Annotated in this window: 21 protein-coding genes; 4 read left to right on the forward strand and 17 right to left on the reverse strand. The window is 30.3% G+C overall.

Going from position 1 to position 21,252, the window contains the following annotated elements:
* Positions 1–15 precede the first annotated feature (15 nt).
* From ACOQN8_RS02130 to ACOQN8_RS02145, 4 genes are read right to left on the reverse strand one after another with little or no spacing between them, the layout of a single operon-like run.
* Positions 16–507: a hypothetical protein gene (locus tag ACOQN8_RS02130; protein WP_420551412.1), complete on the reverse strand. Its 492-nt coding sequence runs from the start codon at positions 505–507 to the stop codon at positions 16–18.
* 1 nt (position 508) lies between these two features.
* Positions 509–853, reverse strand: coding sequence for a hypothetical protein (locus tag ACOQN8_RS02135; RefSeq protein WP_420551413.1), 345 nt, complete (start codon positions 851–853; stop codon positions 509–511).
* Complete coding sequence (locus ACOQN8_RS02140) at positions 850–1,191, reverse strand: hypothetical protein (protein WP_420551414.1); 342 nt, start codon at positions 1,189–1,191, stop codon at positions 850–852. Before ACOQN8_RS02140 ends, ACOQN8_RS02135 begins: the two co-directional genes overlap by 4 nt.
* 38 nt (positions 1,192–1,229) lie before the next feature.
* On the reverse strand, positions 1,230–1,736 hold the full coding sequence (locus ACOQN8_RS02145) for a GbsR/MarR family transcriptional regulator (protein WP_420551415.1): 507 nt from the start codon (positions 1,734–1,736) through the stop codon (positions 1,230–1,232).
* 121 nt (positions 1,737–1,857) lie between these two features.
* Here ACOQN8_RS02145 and ACOQN8_RS02150 point away from each other — a divergent pair, with 121 nt between their 5' ends.
* A complete protein-coding gene (locus ACOQN8_RS02150) occupies positions 1,858–2,340 on the forward strand; it encodes an RNA polymerase sigma factor (protein WP_420551416.1) in 483 nt (160 codons plus the stop codon).
* Positions 2,324–2,944, forward strand: a complete 621-nt coding sequence (locus ACOQN8_RS02155) for a hypothetical protein (RefSeq protein WP_420551417.1) — start codon at positions 2,324–2,326, stop codon at positions 2,942–2,944. Before ACOQN8_RS02150 ends, ACOQN8_RS02155 begins: the two co-directional genes overlap by 17 nt.
* A 39-nt stretch (positions 2,945–2,983) precedes the next feature.
* On the opposite strand, the gene ACOQN8_RS02160 is transcribed toward ACOQN8_RS02155, so the two are convergent.
* The 11 genes from ACOQN8_RS02160 to ACOQN8_RS02210 form a co-directional block, all read right to left on the reverse strand.
* Positions 2,984–3,697, reverse strand: coding sequence for a hypothetical protein (locus tag ACOQN8_RS02160; protein WP_420551418.1), 714 nt, complete (start codon positions 3,695–3,697; stop codon positions 2,984–2,986).
* Positions 3,698–3,708: 11 nt separating this feature from the next.
* Complete coding sequence (recQ, locus tag ACOQN8_RS02165) at positions 3,709–5,808, reverse strand: DNA helicase RecQ (protein WP_420551419.1); 2,100 nt, start codon at positions 5,806–5,808, stop codon at positions 3,709–3,711.
* Positions 5,809–5,896: 88 nt separating this feature from the next.
* Positions 5,897–9,064, reverse strand: coding sequence for a S41 family peptidase (locus ACOQN8_RS02170; protein ID WP_420551420.1), 3,168 nt, complete (start codon positions 9,062–9,064; stop codon positions 5,897–5,899).
* A gap of 74 nt (positions 9,065–9,138) precedes the next feature.
* Positions 9,139–9,906, reverse strand: coding sequence for a tryptophan synthase subunit alpha (gene trpA / locus ACOQN8_RS02175; protein ID WP_420551421.1), 768 nt, complete (start codon positions 9,904–9,906; stop codon positions 9,139–9,141).
* Positions 9,907–9,908: 2 nt separating this feature from the next.
* Positions 9,909–11,087, reverse strand: a complete 1,179-nt coding sequence (gene trpB / locus ACOQN8_RS02180) for a tryptophan synthase subunit beta (protein ID WP_420551422.1) — start codon at positions 11,085–11,087, stop codon at positions 9,909–9,911.
* On the reverse strand, positions 11,068–11,691 hold the full coding sequence (locus ACOQN8_RS02185; protein WP_420551423.1) for a phosphoribosylanthranilate isomerase: 624 nt from the start codon (positions 11,689–11,691) through the stop codon (positions 11,068–11,070). The genes trpB and ACOQN8_RS02185 overlap by 20 nt, the downstream gene beginning before the upstream one ends.
* A 3-nt stretch (positions 11,692–11,694) precedes the next feature.
* Positions 11,695–12,483 carry an indole-3-glycerol phosphate synthase TrpC gene (gene trpC / locus ACOQN8_RS02190; RefSeq protein ID WP_150900469.1) on the reverse strand — a complete coding sequence of 263 codons (789 nt, stop codon included), beginning with the start codon at positions 12,481–12,483 and terminating at the stop codon, positions 11,695–11,697.
* A 1-nt stretch (position 12,484) separates the two neighbouring features.
* On the reverse strand, positions 12,485–13,471 hold the full coding sequence (trpD, locus tag ACOQN8_RS02195; protein WP_272150042.1) for an anthranilate phosphoribosyltransferase: 987 nt from the start codon (positions 13,469–13,471) through the stop codon (positions 12,485–12,487).
* Between the two features lie 10 nt (positions 13,472–13,481).
* A complete protein-coding gene (locus ACOQN8_RS02200; RefSeq protein WP_420551424.1) occupies positions 13,482–14,075 on the reverse strand; it encodes an anthranilate synthase component II in 594 nt (197 codons plus the stop codon).
* A 56-nt stretch (positions 14,076–14,131) separates the two neighbouring features.
* Positions 14,132–14,428, reverse strand: coding sequence for a barstar family protein (locus ACOQN8_RS02205; RefSeq protein ID WP_150900472.1), 297 nt, complete (start codon positions 14,426–14,428; stop codon positions 14,132–14,134).
* A 1-nt stretch (position 14,429) separates the two neighbouring features.
* On the reverse strand, positions 14,430–15,821 hold the full coding sequence (locus ACOQN8_RS02210) for an anthranilate synthase component I family protein (protein WP_420551425.1): 1,392 nt from the start codon (positions 15,819–15,821) through the stop codon (positions 14,430–14,432).
* A gap of 409 nt (positions 15,822–16,230) precedes the next feature.
* On the opposite strand from ACOQN8_RS02210, the gene asnB reads away from it, so the two are divergent.
* A complete protein-coding gene (asnB, locus tag ACOQN8_RS02215) occupies positions 16,231–17,892 on the forward strand; it encodes an asparagine synthase B (protein WP_420551426.1) in 1,662 nt (553 codons plus the stop codon).
* Between the two features lie 53 nt (positions 17,893–17,945).
* Here the strand turns inward: asnB and ACOQN8_RS02220 are convergent, their stop codons facing one another.
* A complete protein-coding gene (locus ACOQN8_RS02220) occupies positions 17,946–18,914 on the reverse strand; it encodes a helix-turn-helix domain-containing protein (RefSeq protein WP_420551427.1) in 969 nt (322 codons plus the stop codon).
* Between the two features lie 114 nt (positions 18,915–19,028).
* On the opposite strand from ACOQN8_RS02220, the gene ACOQN8_RS02225 reads away from it, so the two are divergent.
* Entirely contained in the window at positions 19,029–19,694 is a 666-nt protein-coding gene (locus ACOQN8_RS02225) for a hypothetical protein (RefSeq protein ID WP_420551428.1), read from the forward strand.
* Positions 19,695–19,839: 145 nt separating this feature from the next.
* On the opposite strand, the gene ACOQN8_RS02230 is transcribed toward ACOQN8_RS02225, so the two are convergent.
* Positions 19,840–21,006 (reverse strand): DUF3103 family protein, encoded by a 1,167-nt coding sequence (locus ACOQN8_RS02230; protein WP_420551429.1) that lies wholly within the window; start codon positions 21,004–21,006, stop codon positions 19,840–19,842.
* Positions 21,007–21,252 lie beyond the last annotated feature (246 nt).

Raw genomic sequence — 21,252 nt, forward strand, 5'->3', positions numbered from 1 at the left:
GCTATTTTTAGTGATTTATAATTTTCTTGTCATTCTTGCGAGATTTATTTTCTCTGCCTTTGTAAATTTTATTTCTCTTACCATACTCATGTCTTTCCATAAATATGTATATCCTTTTAATAGTTTTGCTTTCCTAACCCTACGCTGCATTGCTCGGAATTCCGATTCATTTGCATCTCTTTTAATTCCTAATTCACCATATAACTTTACTCCTGGATATTCTAAAAACTTGCCTAAAAACAATGATTTTAACCAAAACCATTTATTGGTATTTACCGCAAGCACACATATATTTTTGTTTGTCTTTTTATTCTCCTTTAGCTTGGTTGCAAATTTTTCAAAATAAAACCCCGTTTGATCATCGTTTAAAAACAAAGAACCTATTGGAGTTACTGTAGGCTCATTATTAGCATTAACTGAAGCTATAGAAACATGCATATTTTCTTGTCTGCTTTTTCTAAAATGTTCTTTAATTTTTTTCCAGTTTTCTTTTAGTTGAATTTCCATATTACTTTTTCTTTAAATGTTTATGAATTAAATAGACCGTATAAATATTGATAAAATGAAGAGAGCCTACTATTAAGAACACATAACTTAATCTATTAGTAATCTCTTTTATAACATCCGTAGAAGTGATGATTTCTTTCATTGAATTTAGGCTCCATATAACCAAACCAATGTTTAATAAATAATAGGTAGTTCTTAGCAATTTATTGATTCCATTACCGAAGTTTACATCCTTTGGAAAATAATTTAAGATGTAAATTTTACCATTACTATAACATTCATTTCCAACCTTAATTACAATAAGGATTGATAGCAAAACATAAATTATGTAGGTTACTTGATTCATAGTTCTTTTTTTATTGATTCTAAAATGAAAGTGAAATAACCTGCAATGCTTAAAGGCAAAATAATCTTAGCAATAATTACAAAATCATCATAAAAATTTATAAAATCTGTCAACCAAAGAATCCCATAAGTTATTACAAAACCCCAATAAAATTTTAGCCTTTTCTGATTTTTTTTCGAGAAGTTTTTTATAAAATACAATAAAACTATTCCTGTTAAAACTTGTGAACACCCTAATACTATTTGAGCACATAATCCTAAGAAAATAGTAGCATATAATATTAAAGTAGACCATACAATTACTCGATTAACATGTATTAAAATTCCTATATATTTCATATTTTCAGAAATTATTGAAAGTTTATTTGTAAATTTTTTTACTTTTTTATCATTTTAGTAAAATTAGATAACAACCAATGCTCATCAGCTTTAATTGCTTTATCTAAAATACCATTTACTGTTGTTGTTACCGATGAAAGATCATTCATTAGCTTTTTAAACTCTTCTGCATCTTCTGAGTTTTCTTCTACTCCATTTTTCAAATCCTCTAAAACCTTTAATACAGGTTCTATTTCTCTTTTCTTACGCTCTTTTGTTACTTGCTTAAATAACTCCCAAATATCTTTTCCTGCTACAAAAAACTCTTTGCGTTCTCCTACTACTAATTCTTTACTTACAATTCCCCAATCAATCAACGCTCTTACGTTCATGTTTACATTTCCGCGAGATATTTTTAAAGTATCCATAATCTCATCGGCAGATAATGGTTTCGTAGATACTAATAACAACGCATGCACCTGTGCCATGGTTTTATTAATTCCCCAGTTTGTAGCCAAACTACCCCAAGTATGAATGTATTTTAATTTCGCGTCTTCTAACTTCATACTGCAAATATATATCTTTTTTCTTAACTTTCAATAATTTCTGAAAATAAAATATTTTTATTTTTTTCTTTATTCTTGTAATAATTTAAATTCTCGATTTACTAATCAACAAAAAACAATTTTGAGTAACGATTTTTATATAACATCTATTTTACCTCATGCGGGTATTATTATTAAAATATGTAGAGCTTATACTGACTCTGAAGAAGACTTCGAGGATTTTTATCAAGAAGCTTGCTTACAGATTTGGAAAAGTAGAGATGCTTTTCAAAATAAATCAAAATGGTCTACTTGGATATATAGAATTACTTTAAACATTTGTTTAACGCTTTCTAAAAAAAACAAAAGAAGAGCTAATAGGATTGAAGTTTTTCATGAAGATACTGATAAAAACGCTGCTTTTAAAGATGAAAATTTGAATTTGTTATATGATGCTATTAAAAAATTGTCGGAACTAGATAGAGCGATAATCCTGCTTTATTTAGAAGAAAACCCTAACAAAGAAATTGCAGCAATTATTGGAACTAGCGCTAACAATATTGGTGTACGTATTAACAGAATTAAAAAACAATTAAAAATATTACTAGATGGAAAAATCAATTGAGAAAATATGGACTGAAGCTTTTATTAATGAACAATCGTTAATTGCTCCTAAAATAAATAATTTGTACAATCAGAAATCAAAATCTATTATCAATAAAATTAAACGCACTTATGAAATTGACAACAAAGGGCTTATTCCAATGGCCATAATTATTGTAATAGGAATGACATTACTTTCTGAAGTAATCATTGGTTTATATGCTGCTTTTTTAATTTTATGCTTGTACTTTTTTAACAGTAACCTTTTGAAAAAATTTAAAGATATTGATGTTAAATCTGATAACTTATCTTATCTAAAACAATACAGATACATTATTAGTATTATTATGAAATCGACTAAAAAACTTTTTGTTTTTGCGATTCCTGCAGCTGTTTTATCAATATTTATTCTTGCTTATAATCTTAAAGAAAAGAGTTTTCTTTCAAAATTTATTTCTAGCGATACTTCTTTATTAAAAATGATTAGTGTTGGTTTTCTTATCGCAGTTTGTGTATCTGTTATAGGCTTTGTAGTTTATAATATTTCTACTAAAATTTTATACGCTACTCAAATTTCTAAATTAGATGACCTTATTAAAGAAATGGATCAATTGAAAACTGAATAAAAAACATTTAAACGGCATCTTAAATAATTGGATGTAGTTTTATTTTGTTCGAGTTCTCTTTTTTAGCTTAAAAATCCTGTCTTTATAATATGCTTTTAGTTCATCTACAAACAACATAGGCTTGTCATATTCATTTAGAACTTTGTTTGTATAGCTATTTAATAATTTATCTAACTCTTTTTCTAAACGTACAAGTTCATTTTTTAAATAGTTATTGCTATTCGTTTCTGACTTAGTTATAATGCCTTCTGGTATTTTAACTCCTAAATTCCCACTAAATATATATGAATGATACTCTTTTAACTCTTCTAGAGTTCCCGTTTGGTAGATTTCTATTAGTTTAGTTGTAATATCTGTTGCCAATGTTTCTTCTTCTCCATTCATTGAAAACTTATCTGGATGTACATATAACATAGCTTCTTTATACAATCTTTTTTTCTCCTTTACATCTTCTTTAGCTATGCTAACTTTTTCTTTTTGTATTACTTTTAATCCTTTGGGCTCTTTATAATTTTTTCCTCTACGCTTTTGTTCTAATCGTTTTTCTTTTTTTGCTTTTTTCTGTTTTTTGTATAGAACTACCAATTCCCTTTCTTCTACTATTAAATCAGCTATAGCATTTCGCAATAATTGCTCGAAAGGCAATAATTTTTCTCTAACTTTTTTTATTTCCTTTTCTAAGTTAAGTATTTGCTCTTTTAATTTTAAAGCTTCACTACTTGTAAAATCTATTGGTAATTGAGAATCTTCCATTACTTTTAAAACTATCTTTTCTTTTGTAAAATGGTAAGTCCAACCCTTATTTGTTCATAAGGAATTTTCTCTCCTAAAAACTCAAAATAAGGTTTTAACGCTGTTTCATTTCTCAGCACTTTTTTTGCATTGGCTATTAACTTTAATTCATCTGCTGATATAAACTCATCTAAACTTACATCTTTTCCTTCTAAGTATAATTTAGATAAGTGGGAAAATACTGTTGGTGACTTTAAACCTCTTTTCTCTGCAATTTCTTCAATTGAAAAGCCTTCTTTATATAAATTATATGTTTCTAATGTTGTGTCTTTTCTACCTCGCTTTTTTTCTTGTAAAAAAGTTCTTATCTCTTCCATAAACTCACCACCATATACTTCTAATTTTCGCTGACCTACCCCACTTATAGCTAAAAACTCACTATCGGTTTGTGGTCTTTCATTTTCTAGTTCTCTTAACGTAGCATCACTAAACACTAAATAGGCTGCTATATCTTCCTCTTGCGCTATCTTATATCTCAATTTTCTTAAGCGTTCAAATAATGTATCTCGAACCACCTTAGTTGTTCGTTTAGCTTTAGTTCTTACTAATTTTTCTTCTTTACTAATTTCTTTCGGAATTGTTAACTGGATTTTCTCTCCGTTAAAAAGTATTTTTTTTGAAAATTCTGTTAACTGTAATGTATTATTTAAGTGAAATGCTATTTGACAATATCCTTGATTTATTAATTGAATTATATAATGTTGCCAGTCTTTCCAAGATATATCATTACCTACTCCATAAGTTTTTAATGTTTGATATTTTTTATCTAAAACCGTTGCATTTTTTGCTCCTCTAAGTACATCAATTACTGTACCCATGGCTTCTTTTTGTTGTAATCGGTATATAGCCGATAATGCTTTTTGTGCTATGATGGTGCCGTCAAAAAACTTTGGTGGATTTTTACAAACATCACAATTTCCACAGTTTTCTTCTATTAACTCTCCAAAATAACTCAGTAAAATTTTTCGTCTACACACAGTTGCTTCTGCAAACTGCTTCATCCGATCTAACTTAGCTTCTTGTACCTCTTTATTCCCTGTATTAGCTATAAATTGTCGTAATTGAATTACATCAGCATAACTATGAAATAACAATGCATTTGCAGGTAAACCATCACGTCCAGAACGTCCAATTTCTTGATAATAGCCTTCTATGTTTTTGGGCATGTTATAATGAATTACCCAACGTACATTGGACTTATCTATTCCCATACCAAATGCTATTGTTGCACAAATAATAGTAACATCATCCTTTATAAAATCTTCCTGTGTTTTTGCTCTTTCTTCAAAAGTTAACCCTGCATGATATGCCTTTGCATCTATATTATTCTGCTTAAGTTTCGATGCTAATTGTTCTGTTGCTTTCCTACTTAAACAGTAAACAATACCCGATTCTTTGGGCCGTCGATTGATAAATTGAATAATTTGTTTAATCCTATCATTTGCAGGACGCACTTCTAAACTTATATTCTTTCTATTAAATGAACTTACATATTTAGTCGCATTAGGTATAGCCAATTGTTCTAAAATGTCTTCTTGTGTAGCTTTATCTGCTGTTGCTGTTAATGCAACAATTGGTACTTCTGGCAGTGACTTTTTTAAAAATGATAGTTGCTTATATGAAGGTCTAAAGTCATGCCCCCAAGCCGATATACAATGTGCTTCATCTATAGCAACACAGCTAATATAAGATTGGGTTAAAATATTTTGCAACAGAGGTAAACTCTCTGGAGCTACATATACCAATTTTACATTTTTATTTACAATAGCATCAAATACTTTTTGTTGCTCTTCTACTGATTGACTACTGTTATAATACGTTGCAGGTATTCCGTTAGCTTTTAAACTATCGACCTGATCTTTCATTAATGCTATTAATGGTGAAATAACTAAGGTAATACCTTTGAAGAATAATGCTGGTAATTGATAACAAATAGATTTTCCTCCACCTGTTGGCATAATAACCAACGTATCTCTTTTATTTAGTATGTTTTCGATGATCTTTTGTTGTTCTAATCGAAAACTATCATATCCAAAATTTGACTTTAATTTTTCTAATAAATCTTTTTCCATTATCTCCATCATAAGGCAAAAATAGTCATAAAAAAAGCGTAGAATTTAAATTCTACGCTTCATTTTATTTGTTTTAAACTTACTTCGTTTATTTCAAATCTTTTAGTAATACCTCAACTGCTTTCTTTAATTGTGCATCTTCATTTCTTTCCTTCCATCCTGGTGCATTCTTTACTAAATAATCTGGTACAGCTGGAGCTTCATTTTCCATATTCTTTCCTGATTTTTTCACAAACCAAGCTCTAAATGGCATACGAATAAATCCGTTTTGTAAGCCTTTTCCTCCTGTAGAAATTACAGCTCCAAATGTTGGTTGCCCAACTAACTTTCCTAATCCTAAGTTCTTAAATGCATGTGAAAAGATTTCTGCATTTGAATAACTGTTCTCATTACATAAAGCTACAACTGGCTTTGTATTTACTGATAAAATTGCACGCTCGTTAAAAGGATAGTTTTTTGTAAACTTTTTATTATTCTTTAAGCTTTTTGCTGCTCCTCTTGGTATTGTATATGCATGTTGATCTACATTTAACACTGCCATTAATCGGTCTGTAGTCCATCCACCTCCGTTATAGCGAACATCAATTACAATTCCTTTTTTACCATACCCACTTGCTTTTAATTCTCTTTCAAAACGTTCAAAACTTGGAGTATTCATCCCTTGAATATGGATATATCCTAATTGTCCATTTGAATATTGATCTACTAGCTTTTTTCTAGACTCAATCCAAGCCTCATATTGTGCTCTTCTAATTGAACTTTGTGGACGAATTACTATTTCTTTATCTCCCTTTAAAGTTAATAAGACTTCATTTCCTTGAGTATTCTTTAATAAACTATAAAAGTTTGTGTTCTTTTGAATTTTTTGCCCATTTACGTGAGTAATTACATCTCCAATGTTTAATTTACTTTTCGACTTACTAGCCACGGTATTGTTTAAAACATACTTTACACGAGCTCCATCTTTAGCATTTTCTACTTCTAAACCTAGTAATCCTATTTTCTCGCTTGTATTTCTTGGAGCACTTCCTCTATACCCCATATGACTTGCATTTAACTGTCCTAACAATAAATTATACATGTATGAATAATCTTGTTGAGTTGATGCCGATAATACCCAAGGTCTATACTTTTTAACTAAACTTTTCCAATCATATCCGTGAAACTCTGGATCATAGAAACCTGCAGTTAAAGCTCTTATTCCTTCATCAAAAACTTGAGCATATTCTTTTTCTTTATTTACAGTATACGTAGCTGAATGTGGTAAACCTGTTACTTTATCAGATTTAGTATTCATTTGTTTTAATCTTCCCCCTGAAACAAAGTAAGCTTTCTTGTTATTTAGGGTGAAACCTCCTGCTCTTGATACTCCTTTTATTGCTTTAGACTTAGTTCCATCCCACTTAATCTTATACAAACCTCTTTTTTTAGTTGCTGGGTTTGTTGCTGAAAAATAGATAAACTCACTATCGGCACTAAACATTGGTCCGAACTCATTATCTTGTAAAGAAGTTACTTGTACTAAACGATCAAAAATTCTATCAGAATCTATCTTTACGTTTACTTTTTTCTTCTTTTTACCTTTCTTTCCTTTTTTACCAGATTTTTTATCTTCTTTCTTTTCTGGGTAATATGCTCCTTCTTTATGATCTACTTTTGATTTTTCCCAATCTTCTTTTTGCAACCATACCATCCATACATCATAATTAATTCCATTTCTATTAGAAATAAAAGCTAATTTCTTTCCATCAGCACTCCAAACAGGACTTCTATCACTACGAGGGTGCATAGAAACATTCATTTTCTTGTTTTTATCTGCTACAGATTGGATAAATATTTCACTATCAAAATCTAAATCTTCTTGAGAATATGCAATATACTTACTATCTGGACTCCAAGAAAAATCTTCAGTTGGTGCCCATGAATCTGAATAAACTTGTGGTTTTACAATTTTTCCATCTTTGATATCAGCAATCATTAAAGTACCTCTTCCTACTTGATAAGCTATTTTTTTTCCATTAGGTGATACTATTGGATTATCAACATCTTCTTTACTTGATGTTAATTTAGTTACTTCCGTTTTTAAACTTCTTTGTAACCCTACTAAAGTATCCTTCGAAACTACACTATATAATTCATAATGCCCATCTCTATCTGACATAAAAACAACCGTTTTATCATCTAACCATTGTGGACTACGATCTCTAAAAGGGTGTTTACTTACATTGTTAGAACGCTTCTTTTCTTTATTATTTTCTTTAACAAAAATTTCTCCGTTAATCTCCAATGCAACTTTTTTACCATCAGGAGATACAGCATAACCAGATATTTTATTAGATACTGTTTTAGTTACTTCTTGTTCAAAACGATTATCTGAATAAATTTTTAAATTAACTTTTTGAGCCTTTCCGTTTTCTAATTTAAAAATATTCATTCCACTTAAGTAAACAATTGTTCCATTGTTACTTACTGAAAATGTACGAACTCCATCTTTTTTATGTGATGTTAATTGTGTAGCTGAGCCATTTACAGTTCCGTTTGCAGTAATTGATTGCTTATAAATATTATAGCGACCGCTTTTAGCTCCTATATAATATAAATTTCCTGCAGCATCCCAAGCTGGTGAATGATCATTTTTATTACTTGTAGTTATTTGGTTGTACTGTTTTGTTTGTACATTATAAATCCAAATATCTCTTTGTGCAGAACCTGAATAGTCCTCACGAGCAATTCGACAAGCTCCTTTTACAAAAGCTATAAACTTACCATTTGGTGATAATTGAGCATCTTCACCATACGCTGTTAACAATCTACTTGGAGTTCCTCCCAGTTGATTAACAGAATACATTTGTCCGTCCCATTCTGGACCTCTATAAACTCTCCTTGTATTAAATAAAACATCCCCATCTTTAGTCCAATCAGTTGGAATATTAGCTGTTGGGTAATATGTTAATTGCTTAGGTAAACCTCCGTTTATTGAAGTTGTAAAAATGTTAGCATTACCTTTTCTATTTGAAGAAAAAGCAATTTCAGTTCCACTTGTATTCCAAACAGGATTACTTTCATAAGCCTTATGAATAGTAAGTCTTGTTTGTTGTTGGTTTCCAAAATTATAAGTCCAAATGTCTCCTTGGTATGAAAATGCCATTTGAGATGCATCTGGACTTATTTCTGGTTTTCGAATAAAAGTGTTTTGTGCTACTAAAAAGCTGGAGCATAAAAATGCTGCTAGTATGGAAAAAGGTTTCTTAGACATTATTGTTTGTGTTATAAACCACTAATTTATAACATTCAATAATGCCTTTAAGAACTTTAAGTTTTTCTTAACAGTTAATTTTTAATTCCTGAAATAAATGTTGAAATATTATCAACTCCGTTTTTTCCCAACTCTTTTATAAATGCCGAACCTATAATTGCTCCATTCATATGCGTACAAGCTGTAGTAAATGTTTTATTATCAGAAATTCCAAAACCAACAATTAACTTACTTTGTAAATTCATGGCATTTATTCGATTAAAATAATCTATTTGTTGTTGAGAAATTTCTCCTTTTGCTCCAGTAATTGAAGCTGATGCTACTACATAAATAAATGCATTTGTTAGAGAATCTATCTTACGAATTCTTTCTTCTGATGTATGAGGCGTTATTAAAAACACATTGGTTATTCCATAATTATCAAATAATTCGTTGTAATGATTCTCATATTCAATCATTGGTAAATCTGGAATAATCACAGTATCTATACCGCATTCTTTTACCTTTTGACAAAATTCATGTTCCCCATATTTTATAATTTGATTCAAATACCCCATTAAAACTAACGGTGTCTTATTAGTATCTTTAATAGCCATTAATTGCTCAAATATCACATCCAAGTTCATTCCATTATTCAATGCTACTGAACTACTATGTTGTATTGTTGGTCCGTCGGCTAATGGGTCTGAATATGGCAAACCTACTTCTATAAAATCTACACCACTTGAACCTAACTCGGCTATTATTTTGGTAGTGTCTTCTAATTTTGGGAAACCCGCTGTAAAGAAAATAGATAATAGATCTTGGCTTTTCTCTTGAAATATATTTTTTACTGAATTCATGATTACTCCTCTAAATGCTTAATATAGGTTTCTAAATCTTTATCTCCTCTACCTGATAAGTTAATAATAATGGTTTGTTCTTTTTTCAAATCCATTTTTGGTAAAACAGCTAAGGCATGTGCACTTTCTAATGCAGGAATAATTCCTTCAATTTTTGTTAACTCATAAGCTGCTTCTAACGCTTCTTTATCGGTTGCATTCATAAACTTAGCCCTGCTTGTTTCATGTAAATATGCATGCAAAGGACCAACTCCAGGATAATCTAATCCTGCTGAAATAGAATAAGGCTCTACTATTTGACCATACTCGTCTTGCATCAAAATTGTTTTACTTCCATGTATTACTCCTACCTCTCCTAATTGTGAAGTTGCTGCACTTTCTCCTGAATTAACTCCTAGTCCTGCTGCTTCCACTGCTATTAGTTCCACTTCTTCATCATCTAAATAATGATAAAAAGCTCCAGCTGCATTTGACCCTCCTCCAACACAAGCTATTACTGTATCTGGATTTTCTTTTCCTGTTTGTTCTTTTAATTGGGCTTTCATTTCTTCTGAAATCACCGCTTGCAAACGTGCTACCATATCTGGATATGGGTGCGGACCAACTACAGATCCTATTAAATAATACGTTTCTGGGTTTTGAATCCAATAACGAATTGCTTCATTGGTTGCATCTTTTAATGTTTTACTACCACTAGTAGCTGGAACTACTTTTGCTCCTAACATTTTCATACGAGCTACATTCGGAGCTTGACGTTTAATATCGGTTTCTCCCATAAAAACCACACATTCTAAATCCATCAAAGCACATACTGTAGCTGTTGCAACACCATGCTGTCCTGCACCAGTTTCAGCTATAATTTTAGTTTTCCCTAAGTGCTTTGCTACCAAAATTTGCCCTATAGTATTATTCACTTTATGAGCTCCCGTATGGTTTAAATCTTCGCGTTTTAAATAAATAGTAGCTCCATATTTTTCAGACAATCGTTTTGCTAAATATAATGGACTTGGTCTTCCAACGTAATGTTGTAACAAATCTTTATATTCTTTTTGAAAAGCCTCTGAACCAAGAATCTTCAAATAATTATCTTCTAACTCTTTTACGTTTGGATGTAATAATTCTGGAATAAATGCTCCTCCAAACTGTCCGTAATATCCTTCTTTAGTTGGTTGAAATTTCATTTTTAAATTTCTTTATTTTTTTTACCGATTTTAAACCAGCTTCTTTTTCAAACTTACTATTTACGTCTAGTGCATAAATTGGTAAATCTGTTTTAATAATGTTTTGTACTTCTTTTATTTCTTCCAATCCAATACCTCCACTTAAAAAAAATGGTTTTGTTGAATTGTAATTTTTTAAGACCGACCAATCGAATGTAACTCCATTACCTCCTCTTTCTTTTCCTTTAGTATCAAACAAGAAATAATCAACAACTGCCTCGTATGGTTTAAGTATTTCAAAGTCAAATTCGTCTTTAATTCCAAAAACTTTAATAAGTTCAACTTTAGGTAAATGCTCTTTTAAACTTTCAATATAAGTTACTGATTCATCTCCATGTAACTGAACTGCTTCTAGCTTATATTCTTCAACAAGAGAAATTACTATTTCTAAATACTCGTTTACAAAAACCCCCGTTTTCTTAATACCTTTAGGTAATTGTGGAATAATTCCTTCAAAATTTCTTTTTGATTTATCGTAAAAAATGAATCCTAAATAGTCTGGTTGTAAACCTGCTACTTGCTGGATATTTTCTACATATTTCATTCCACATACTTTCAGTTTCATACCTTATCTAATTTGGCTGATAAACTCTTTACACGCCTCACCTGGGTTTTCTGTTTTCATGAAGTTTTCTCCTATTAAGAAACCTTGAAACCCATGCTCTTTTAATCCTGTAATAATTCTAGGATCTGAAATTCCACTTTCTGAAACTTTTAGAGCTGTATCTGGAATTTGACCTGCTAACTTTATCGAATGTTCTAAATCTACTTCGAAAGTTTTAAGATTTCGATTGTTAATACCAATAATCTTATTATCTAAATCATTTATTTTATCTAAATCTTCTTGTGTATGTACCTCATATAAAACTTCCAAACCTAAATCTGATGCTAACTGTCCATAGTTTTTCAATTCTTGTTTGGTTAAACAAGCAGCTATCAACAATACTACATCTGCTCCAATAGCTTTAGCCTCTACAATTTGAAAACCATCTACAATAAAATCTTTTCTTAAAATTGGTTTTACTTGATTTACTGTTCTAGCTTCTAATAAATCTGCCATAGAACCTCCAAAAAAAGAAGTATCAGTTAAAATAGATTGCGCTGCTACATTAGCATCTAAATACCCTTCAGTAACTTCTACAACTGTAGCCTTATCGTTTATAATTCCTTTTGACGGAGATTGACGTTTAAACTCAGCAATGATTCCTGTTGAACCAACTTGTAATAAAGATTTTTTTAATGAAAATGATGAATTTTTAAAGTTTGGACTCTCCACCAACTTCTTAACAGGAACTTCAGCTTTTATTTTTGCTACTTCTGTTTTTTTAAACGCTATTATTTTATCTAAAATTGTCATTTTAACTTACTAGTTTTTCTAATGATTTTTTTGCTTTTAATCCAAACAATGAATCTTTTGCTTCTTCAAAAGCAACTTCAAAACTTTTATTTTTATCAAATGTTTTTAATGCAAATGCCGTATTTGTTAGCACTACATTATTTTGTTGTTCTGTTCCTTTTCCGTTAATAATATCTACAAATATTTTCGCTGCTTCTGCTACTGTGTCTCCTCCAAAAATATCTGATTGTAATATTTGTTTTTGACCTAAATCTGATGGCGAAATTTGTTGTTCTGCCTCTTTAGTAAACAATTTGAAATCACCCGTTAACGAAATCTCATCATAACCATCTAATGCATGTACCACTCCGTAATTTACACTAGACTGTTGCAACATATAATTATATACTCTAGCAACCTCTAAATTGAACACCCCTACTAATTGATTTTGTGGCGCACTCGGATTTACTAAAGGACCTAACATATTAAAAAACGTTTTTACTCCCAACTCTCTTCGTATTGGAGCTACTACCTTCATTGCTGGATGGAATAATGGAGCGTGTAAAAAACAAATATTTGCTTCATCTAACTGTCGTTTTAATACTGATTCATCATTAGTAAATTGGTATCCTAAAAACTCCAACATATTTGATGATCCAGAAGCAGACGATACTCCATAGTTACCATGCTTGGCTACTTTGTTTCCTGTTCCTGCAACAATAAATGAAGTTAGAGTTGAAATGTTAAATGTATTTTTCCCATCTCCTCCTGTACCACATAAATCAATAGTATTAAAATCTGACAAATCAACTTTTATGGCTAATTCCAATAAAGCTTCTCTAAATCCAGATAATTCATCTACAGAAACTGGACGCATCAAAAATACTGTAATAAATGCAGCTATTTGAGACGCATTATATTTTTCTTGAGCTATATTTATAAGTACTTCTTTCGATTGTTCTTTAGTCAATCGTTTTTGTTCGAAAAGCGTATTTAATATTTTTTTCATTTCAATGGCTTTAAGCTTGAAGCTTTAGACTTTCAACTGAATTAATAAAATTTTGAATCATCTTTTTCCCTTCTGGTGTTAAGATACTTTCTGGGTGAAATTGCACAGCTTCTAAATGATGTATTTTGTGACGCAATGCCATTATACTTTCATTATCATCAATAGCTGTTATTTCTAATTCTTCTGGAAAATTTGTATGCGAAGCAATCCATGAATGGTATCGTGCTGCTTCAAATGTTTTTGGAATATCTTTAAAAGTAATACAATCATCCTTTAAAACTTTCATCTCTGTAGCTACTCCATGAAATACATCATTTAAGTTTTCTAATTCACCACCAAAAACTTCTGTGATTGCCTGTAAACCTAAACACACACCAAAAATTGGAATCTTTCCCGCGTAAGTTTTAATCGTTTCTTTTAAAATACCTGCCTCATCTGGAATTCCAGGACCAGGCGATAAAATAATAGCATCGTAATTTTTAATTTCATCAATTGAAATTTCATCATTACGATAGACGTCAGGTAATTCTCCAGTTATATCTTCTACATAGTGTACCAAGTTATAGGTAAACGAATCGTAATTATCTAGTATTAATATTTTCATTTTTTTTAAGTATTGAATGACGAGTACATATCGTTATTTTTTGATAGACTCACTTATTAATTCATTGAAATGATTAACGATGGATTATCTCCTCTTTTTAATCTTCTATAATTGACAAAAGCCGAACACTCCAATAAATCGTTTAAAATTTTTCTATTCGTTTTTTTTAATATTTCACTGTTCTTTAATTCTAATACAACCATTTTGTATTCACTACAATAATCATCAACAGAATCTATCCAAGCATCCATGTTTTTCCCATAATAATTTGGAAAACTAAATGCTAATGCAAAAACATTATGAAAACTCTCTTTATCTAACACATCCGCTAAATTGACATTTATTTTCTTCATTTTATATTTCTTCCGCTAACACCAAAGCCTTCTTTAAGGCCGCCAATTTATTATTTACTTCTTGCAACTCATTTTCTTCTTTTGAATTGATAACTATTCCTGCTCCAGCTTGATAAAACAACGTATTGTTTTTACTTACAAACGAACGTATTGCAATGGCCTGATTTACATCTCCATTTAGTCCAATAAATCCAACACAACCTCCATAAAATCCACGTGTTTGATTTTCATATGTATCTATCAATTCCATTGCTTTGTATTTTGGAGCACCACTTAGAGTTCCAGCAGGAAAAGTATCTCCTACAATTTCTATTGGATTTCCAGTAATTTTCCCAGTAACCGTAGATACCAAATGAATTACATGACTAAAATACTGTACTTCTTTATAGGTTTCTACTGTAACATTTGTAGCGTGCTTACTTAAATCGTTTCTAGCTAAATCTACCAACATTACATGTTCTGCATTTTCCTTAGGATCGTTTGCTAATTCTTTTGCTAACTCAGTATCTTTTGCATCATCTCCCGTTCTTCTAAATGTTCCTGCAATTGGATTTATAATAGCTTCTTTTGCATTAATTTTTATCTGAGCTTCAGGCGATGAACCCATCAATTTAAAACTTCCATAATCGAAATAAAACAAATACGGTGATGGATTTATAGATCGTAACGCTCTATATACATTGAACTCATCTCCTTTAAATTTTTGTTGAAACTGACGTGATAATACCAATTGAAACACATCTCCTCTTTTACAATGCTCTTTGGCTTTGGTTACACTATTTTTAAAGTCTTCATCTGTAATATTAGAAGTTTCACTTCCTTCAAAATTGAATTGATACTTTGCAAAGGATTGTGAATTAGCCAAATTCGAGATTTCTGATAATCGAGATTCTTCTCCTTCTGGAATATTCTCTATTAAAATCATTTCATTTTTAAAATGATTAATTGCAATTATAAATCGAAAGAAACTATACTGCAACATAGGTATTTCTGATGGTGCTTTTTTTGAATTCAATTTTATAGTTTCAAAATATTGAACAGCATCAAAAGTTGTATATCCATATAAGCCATTAAACGATTTGACTTCTTCAGTACAATCAACATCTATCAAACTACTATAATTATCAAAATAGTCATAAAAATTACGGTCTATAGCCTTTCTTTCTAACTCCTTTTTTTGATATGAAAATGAAATATCATTTCCATCTGCTTTAATTGTTATTAAAGGCTCAATACATAAAAATGAGTAACTATTCTCTTTACTATGATAATCTGAACTTTCTAACAATAAACTATTTGCATATTTATCTCTTGTTTTTAAATACAAACTTACAGGAGTAATTGTATCTGCTAATTGTTGTTTAGATATTGTTGTAAACTTTATTTTATTCATTTTTAATTTTATTATAAAAAAAAAGGCTTATCATGAGATAAGCCTTTTCGTTGTATTATGGATATAACGGTATGGTCTCACTAACGTAAGTTATGAGTTCTCCACCACCAGTTATTTAATAATTGTTTCATCATTATGAAGCAAATGTATAACAGATTTTTAAAAATCCAAATTTTTATTTCAGTTTATTTCTAAAAAATCAAAAAAAGTAAGTTTAAAAATCAAAACAACCACAAAACGATTACATATTAACACAAATAACAACATATAAGTTTTAATTTATAACCCAAACAACAAATATTGTTTTCAAAAAAAAACATCATTCGGTTATTTGTATCGAAATAATAAACGAAAAAACAAAATATGTTTCTTGATTCTATTTCGAGATACTAATTAAAAATATAAAACTATGTGTGGAATTGTATGTGCATTTGATTTAAAAGAAAAAACTGAACAACTAAGACCTCAAATCTTAGAAATGTCAAAGAAAATTAGACACCGTGGTCCAGACTGGAGCGGTATTTATAGCGATGAAAAAGCTATTATGGCTCATGAACGTTTAGCTATTGTAGATCCTGCTTCTGGACAACAACCTTTATTTAGTGAAGATCGTCGTTTTGTCCTAGCTGCTAATGGAGAAATTTACAACCACAAAGAATTACGCCCACAATTTAACGGAAAACACACATTTTTAACACAATCTGATTGTGAGGTTATTATTGCTCTCTACAAACAAAAAGGTGTTGAGTTTTTAGATGAATTAAACGGTATTTTTGGTTTTGCAATCTACGATTCTATTACTGACGAATACTTAATTGCCCGTGACCATATGGGAATTATTCCATTGTATATGGGATGGGATAAAAAAGGAACTTTTTATGTCGCTTCTGAACTAAAAGCTTTAGAAGGAGTTTGTAACAAAATTGAAGTATTTCCTCCGGGTCATTACTACACTCGTGAAGACGGTTTACAACGTTGGTACTCTAGAGACTGGATGGAGTACGAAGCTGTTAAAGACAACCAAACATCAATTGATGAACTACGTGACGCTTTAGAAGCTGCTGTTCACCGTCAATTAATGAGTGATGTTCCTTACGGAGTTTTACTTTCTGGTGGATTAGACTCTTCTATCACTTCTGCCATTGCTAAAAAGTATGCTGCTAAACGTATAGAAAGTGGCGACACTAAAGACGCTTGGTACCCTCAATTACACTCATTTTCTATTGGATTAGAAGGGTCACCAGATTTAACTGCTGCAAAAAAAGTATCTGATCACATTGGTACAATTCACCATGAAATTACCTTCACTATTCAAGAAGGTTTAGATGCTATTCGTGATGTAATTTACAACTTAGAAACTTACGACATTACAACTATCCGCGCCTCTACTCCAATGTACTTAATGGCAAGAGTTATAAAATCTATGGGAATTAAAATGGTATTATCTGGCGAAGGAGCTGATGAAATTTTTGGAGGATATTTATACTTCCATAAAGCACCTAATGCTGAAGAATTCCACAAAGAAACTGTTCGTAAACTTGATAAATTATATCAATACGATTGCCTTCGTGCTAACAAAAGTTTAATGGCTTGGGGAATTGAAGGACGTGTTCCTTTCTTAGATAAAGAATTTATGGATGTAGCAATGCGTATTAACCCTGAAGATAAAATGATTAACGGAGAACGTATGGAAAAATGGGTATTACGTAAAGCCTTTGAAAGTTATTTACCTGAAGAAGTTGCTTGGAGACAAAAAGAACAATTTTCTGACGGAGTTGGGTACAGCTGGATTGACACTTTAAAAGAATTAGTTGAAACTGCAGTAACTGATGAAATGATGAAAAATGCACAACATCGTTTCCCTACTCAAACACCAAGAGCTAAAGAAGAATACTATTATCGTTCAATATTTGAAGAGCACTTTTCAAGTGAAACGGCAGCTTTAACAGTTCCTTCTGTTCCATCAATAGCATGTAGTACACCTACAGCTTTAGCTTGGGACGCCAGTTTTCAAAACGTAAACGAACCTTCAGGTCGTGCAATTAAAGCTGTACACGAAGATGCTTATTAAATATATTTTAAAATTTACAATCGAAAAAATCCTACCATCTGGTGGGATTTTTTTTATTCAAAATCTAAAACATTTTCTGCTTCAATTAGCTTTTGTAATGCTTTTACTTTTTCCATCATTTTATAATAAAACACATTTTGCTCTTTTTCCCCCGCTGTATTTAATAATTTTGAATGATACAATTGCTTATTAAAATATTTTTTTGCTTCTAAACAGGTTTGTTTATCACTTGTTGAAAAATAGGAAAGCATTGAACTCGGAACAAACAACTTTTGCTGTTTAGATGTTGTAACTAACACATTATTATTCATTAACAACAACTCATTATAATACAACTTAAAAGACTTCTTTTTTGAAACAACTTTTAATGAAATATCGTTTAATAATTGTTTTAAATCCTTACAAATTTTAATTGCTGTTTCCCCCGAAAGCTGACCTGCTTTATAATAAAAATGGATTTGCTTTAACGTACTATTTATTGTAGTTGTATCCCAAATCTCTGTAATAGATAAATCACGATACAAATCCCCCAGTCTTTTTGCCGATTGTAACGTAGATAAACTTGGGTGATAACTATCAAAACTTTTATTTCTAAAACTTTTATCGAGAAGTTTTAACCATACATAAAATTTAAAATTACTCAATACACTAGAAGTTAGTGTATAAAAAATAGGGATATCTTTTGCCGAATAATACACTTCACTTTTATCTACATTCAACAAAGGCAACAAGGATTGATATGAACTCTCAAAATAATACTGCAACTCTTTTTCATTAGTTATTTGTTTTGTTTTTTGTATTGAAACAAAATTTTTCTTTGACATACCAAACAAACTATCTAACGACAAATTAAAATAACGAGCTAATAAAACACTTTCTTCTAAAGTAAACTTACTTTTCAAGCTTGTACGTCTATGCGCGGCATCGTAACTAATATCTAATGCTGTAGCTATTTCACTATTAAGAGAATCTCGTTCCGCTAACCCTTCTTTAATCTTCTGTATTAATATCTCTTGAAACATATAACAACTTTTTTATTTGCGATAATCACAAATAAAAATACTAAAATTTGTTTTACAAACAATTAAAAATGTGTTAATCACAATAATTTTGAAACATACTAAAACCCAAAACCTATGAAACAAATACTTTTAATAACATCCTTGCTTATTACAATTTCATGTATAAGTCAATCGAAAAAAGACTCTTTAACAACGAGATTAGATTCAAAATCATTAAATAAAAATTCTCCAAATTACCTAGAAAGAATTGTATTCAAAGTAGGTGGTGGTTTGTTTATTCCACAAGGAAATTTAAATACTTATTTTGGGGTAGCTCCTCTTATTGAATTAAACGCAAATTTTCCTATTAAAGAAGAAAAATCTATAGAGCTAGCACTTCAATTCGTGATTCCTAATCAAAAACAAAACTTCTTGTACTTAAGAACTATTGATACCCTGCAAGTTAAAAGCAAAATGATGATTAATCTTTTTATCAACCTAAAAAAGAAATTATATAGTAAACATAATTCTACAATAGATATATCATTAGGAATTGGTGGTTCTACAATAAGAACTGACGCCAGAAACCCCTCATACACTGGAAGAAAAGATGAAGAAAAATACGAAATGGTTTCCTCCTTATTAATCAGCCCTGGGATTAATTGGCATCATCAATTCAACACCAAAACAAAAATCACTTTTGGTTTAAACCTTCAATACTCACCTTATAAAGTAGAAGGCGCCTTAAGAGAAGACATAGGAACTTTCGGTATCATTCCAAAAATCTTATTCACATTTTAACCTCATAACCAAAACCATAAGAAAAACACAATCATTCGCCACCAACTACATTAATTTAAAACTCAAAAAACTAGTTATCCTTTATTTTTAATAACAAAAAAAGCATCCTAAAATAGGATGCTCTTCTTTATGCATAATTACACAATTAATTAGATGCAACAAAGAAAGGAGATAAATTTACTTTCGCATTTCCTCTTGCCCCATAGTGATTGTTATAACTCTTATTCTTTTCAATAGTGTAGAAAGAATCAACATAATCATCATTATTAGTATACCATTGATCTGGCATAGCTTGGATAATTGCTCCAGCAACTTGCCCTAAAACATTTACCCAAGGTTGCGTTGCTACTGTTCCTATTATTTGAAAAACTCCACTAACAATAGTAGAAACTAAACTTTTATAATTTACATTATCATCTTTTTCAAACAACTGGATATTTGCAGCCTGATACTTATAATCATCCCAAAATAAAAGTATTTGATTAGGATAGTAATCAGTACCATCGTGATCTAAATAGTACATTGGAATTACTTTTATTTCTGGTTTATTTGCAGCGTCTTTAATTCCAGAAGTAATAGCATACACTTCAGCAGCACCACTTATCCATGGCTCCTCATCGTTATTCAATCTAATCTTGTCTAACTTCGTAGTCTCTAATCCTGAATTTCTTGGTGACACAGGACTAAAATCCATTTTAGATTTTGTTAGTCTTTCATTTTGCACACCTTCTTCTTGAAGATACTTATTCATATAAGCTACTTCCTTTTTCAATGTTTCAAAACCATTAGTTTCAATAACAATAACTGGCTGTTCAGGAGCTTCTCTAGCATCTAAAAGCACTAACTTCTTATCAATAGTATAAGCCTCTACTGCCGACCAATTTTTCTCTTCTCCTTCAGGAGCAAAAGAAAATAATACATTTGAAAAGTCAAGTTTCTTTGTAGGATTATGCATCCAAACTTCTAAAATCTGAATTTTGTCTGGAGCAACATCAGCACTAGCTCTCTCCTCTAAAGTAGTTGTTTGAGTAAATAAACTCTTGTAAGCCTCTTCATTACCTACAATAGTTTTTGTTTCATCTAAAATTTCGGATAATGCAACACTAGGCTGTTGAGCCTTTAACATCTCAATTGTTTTACCCATAAATTCTTGATTCTGCATTAAATCAATGAACTTGAAAGCTACTTCTTTCTTATTCACTTCATTTAATTCTAATTGTTGATTAGGAGTATCTAACTCATTCGAATTAGTACAATTCACTAATAACACTGAAGCCAATAAGGCTTTTACTAAAAATCGGGGGATTCTCATTTTTTAAAAAATTTAATTTATTAATATCGAGACCAAACATACAAAAATTACATTATATTATGTTAAAAATGTTAAATTTTTACAATTAATCAATCTTAAATACAAAAAAACTAATTAATCTTCACTCAATAACAATTATTTAATAAATTTAAGTTAATCACTCTTTATTTGACTGTTTTTAAATCTTCATAACCACATTTACTAATCTAAAATCTTCTTTTTAAGAGTTTTTTCATTTTCCTATTT

It is taken from the genome of Tenacibaculum aiptasiae, from assembly GCF_965221665.1.
Classification (GTDB): Bacteria; Bacteroidota; Bacteroidia; order Flavobacteriales; family Flavobacteriaceae; genus Polaribacter; species Polaribacter aiptasiae.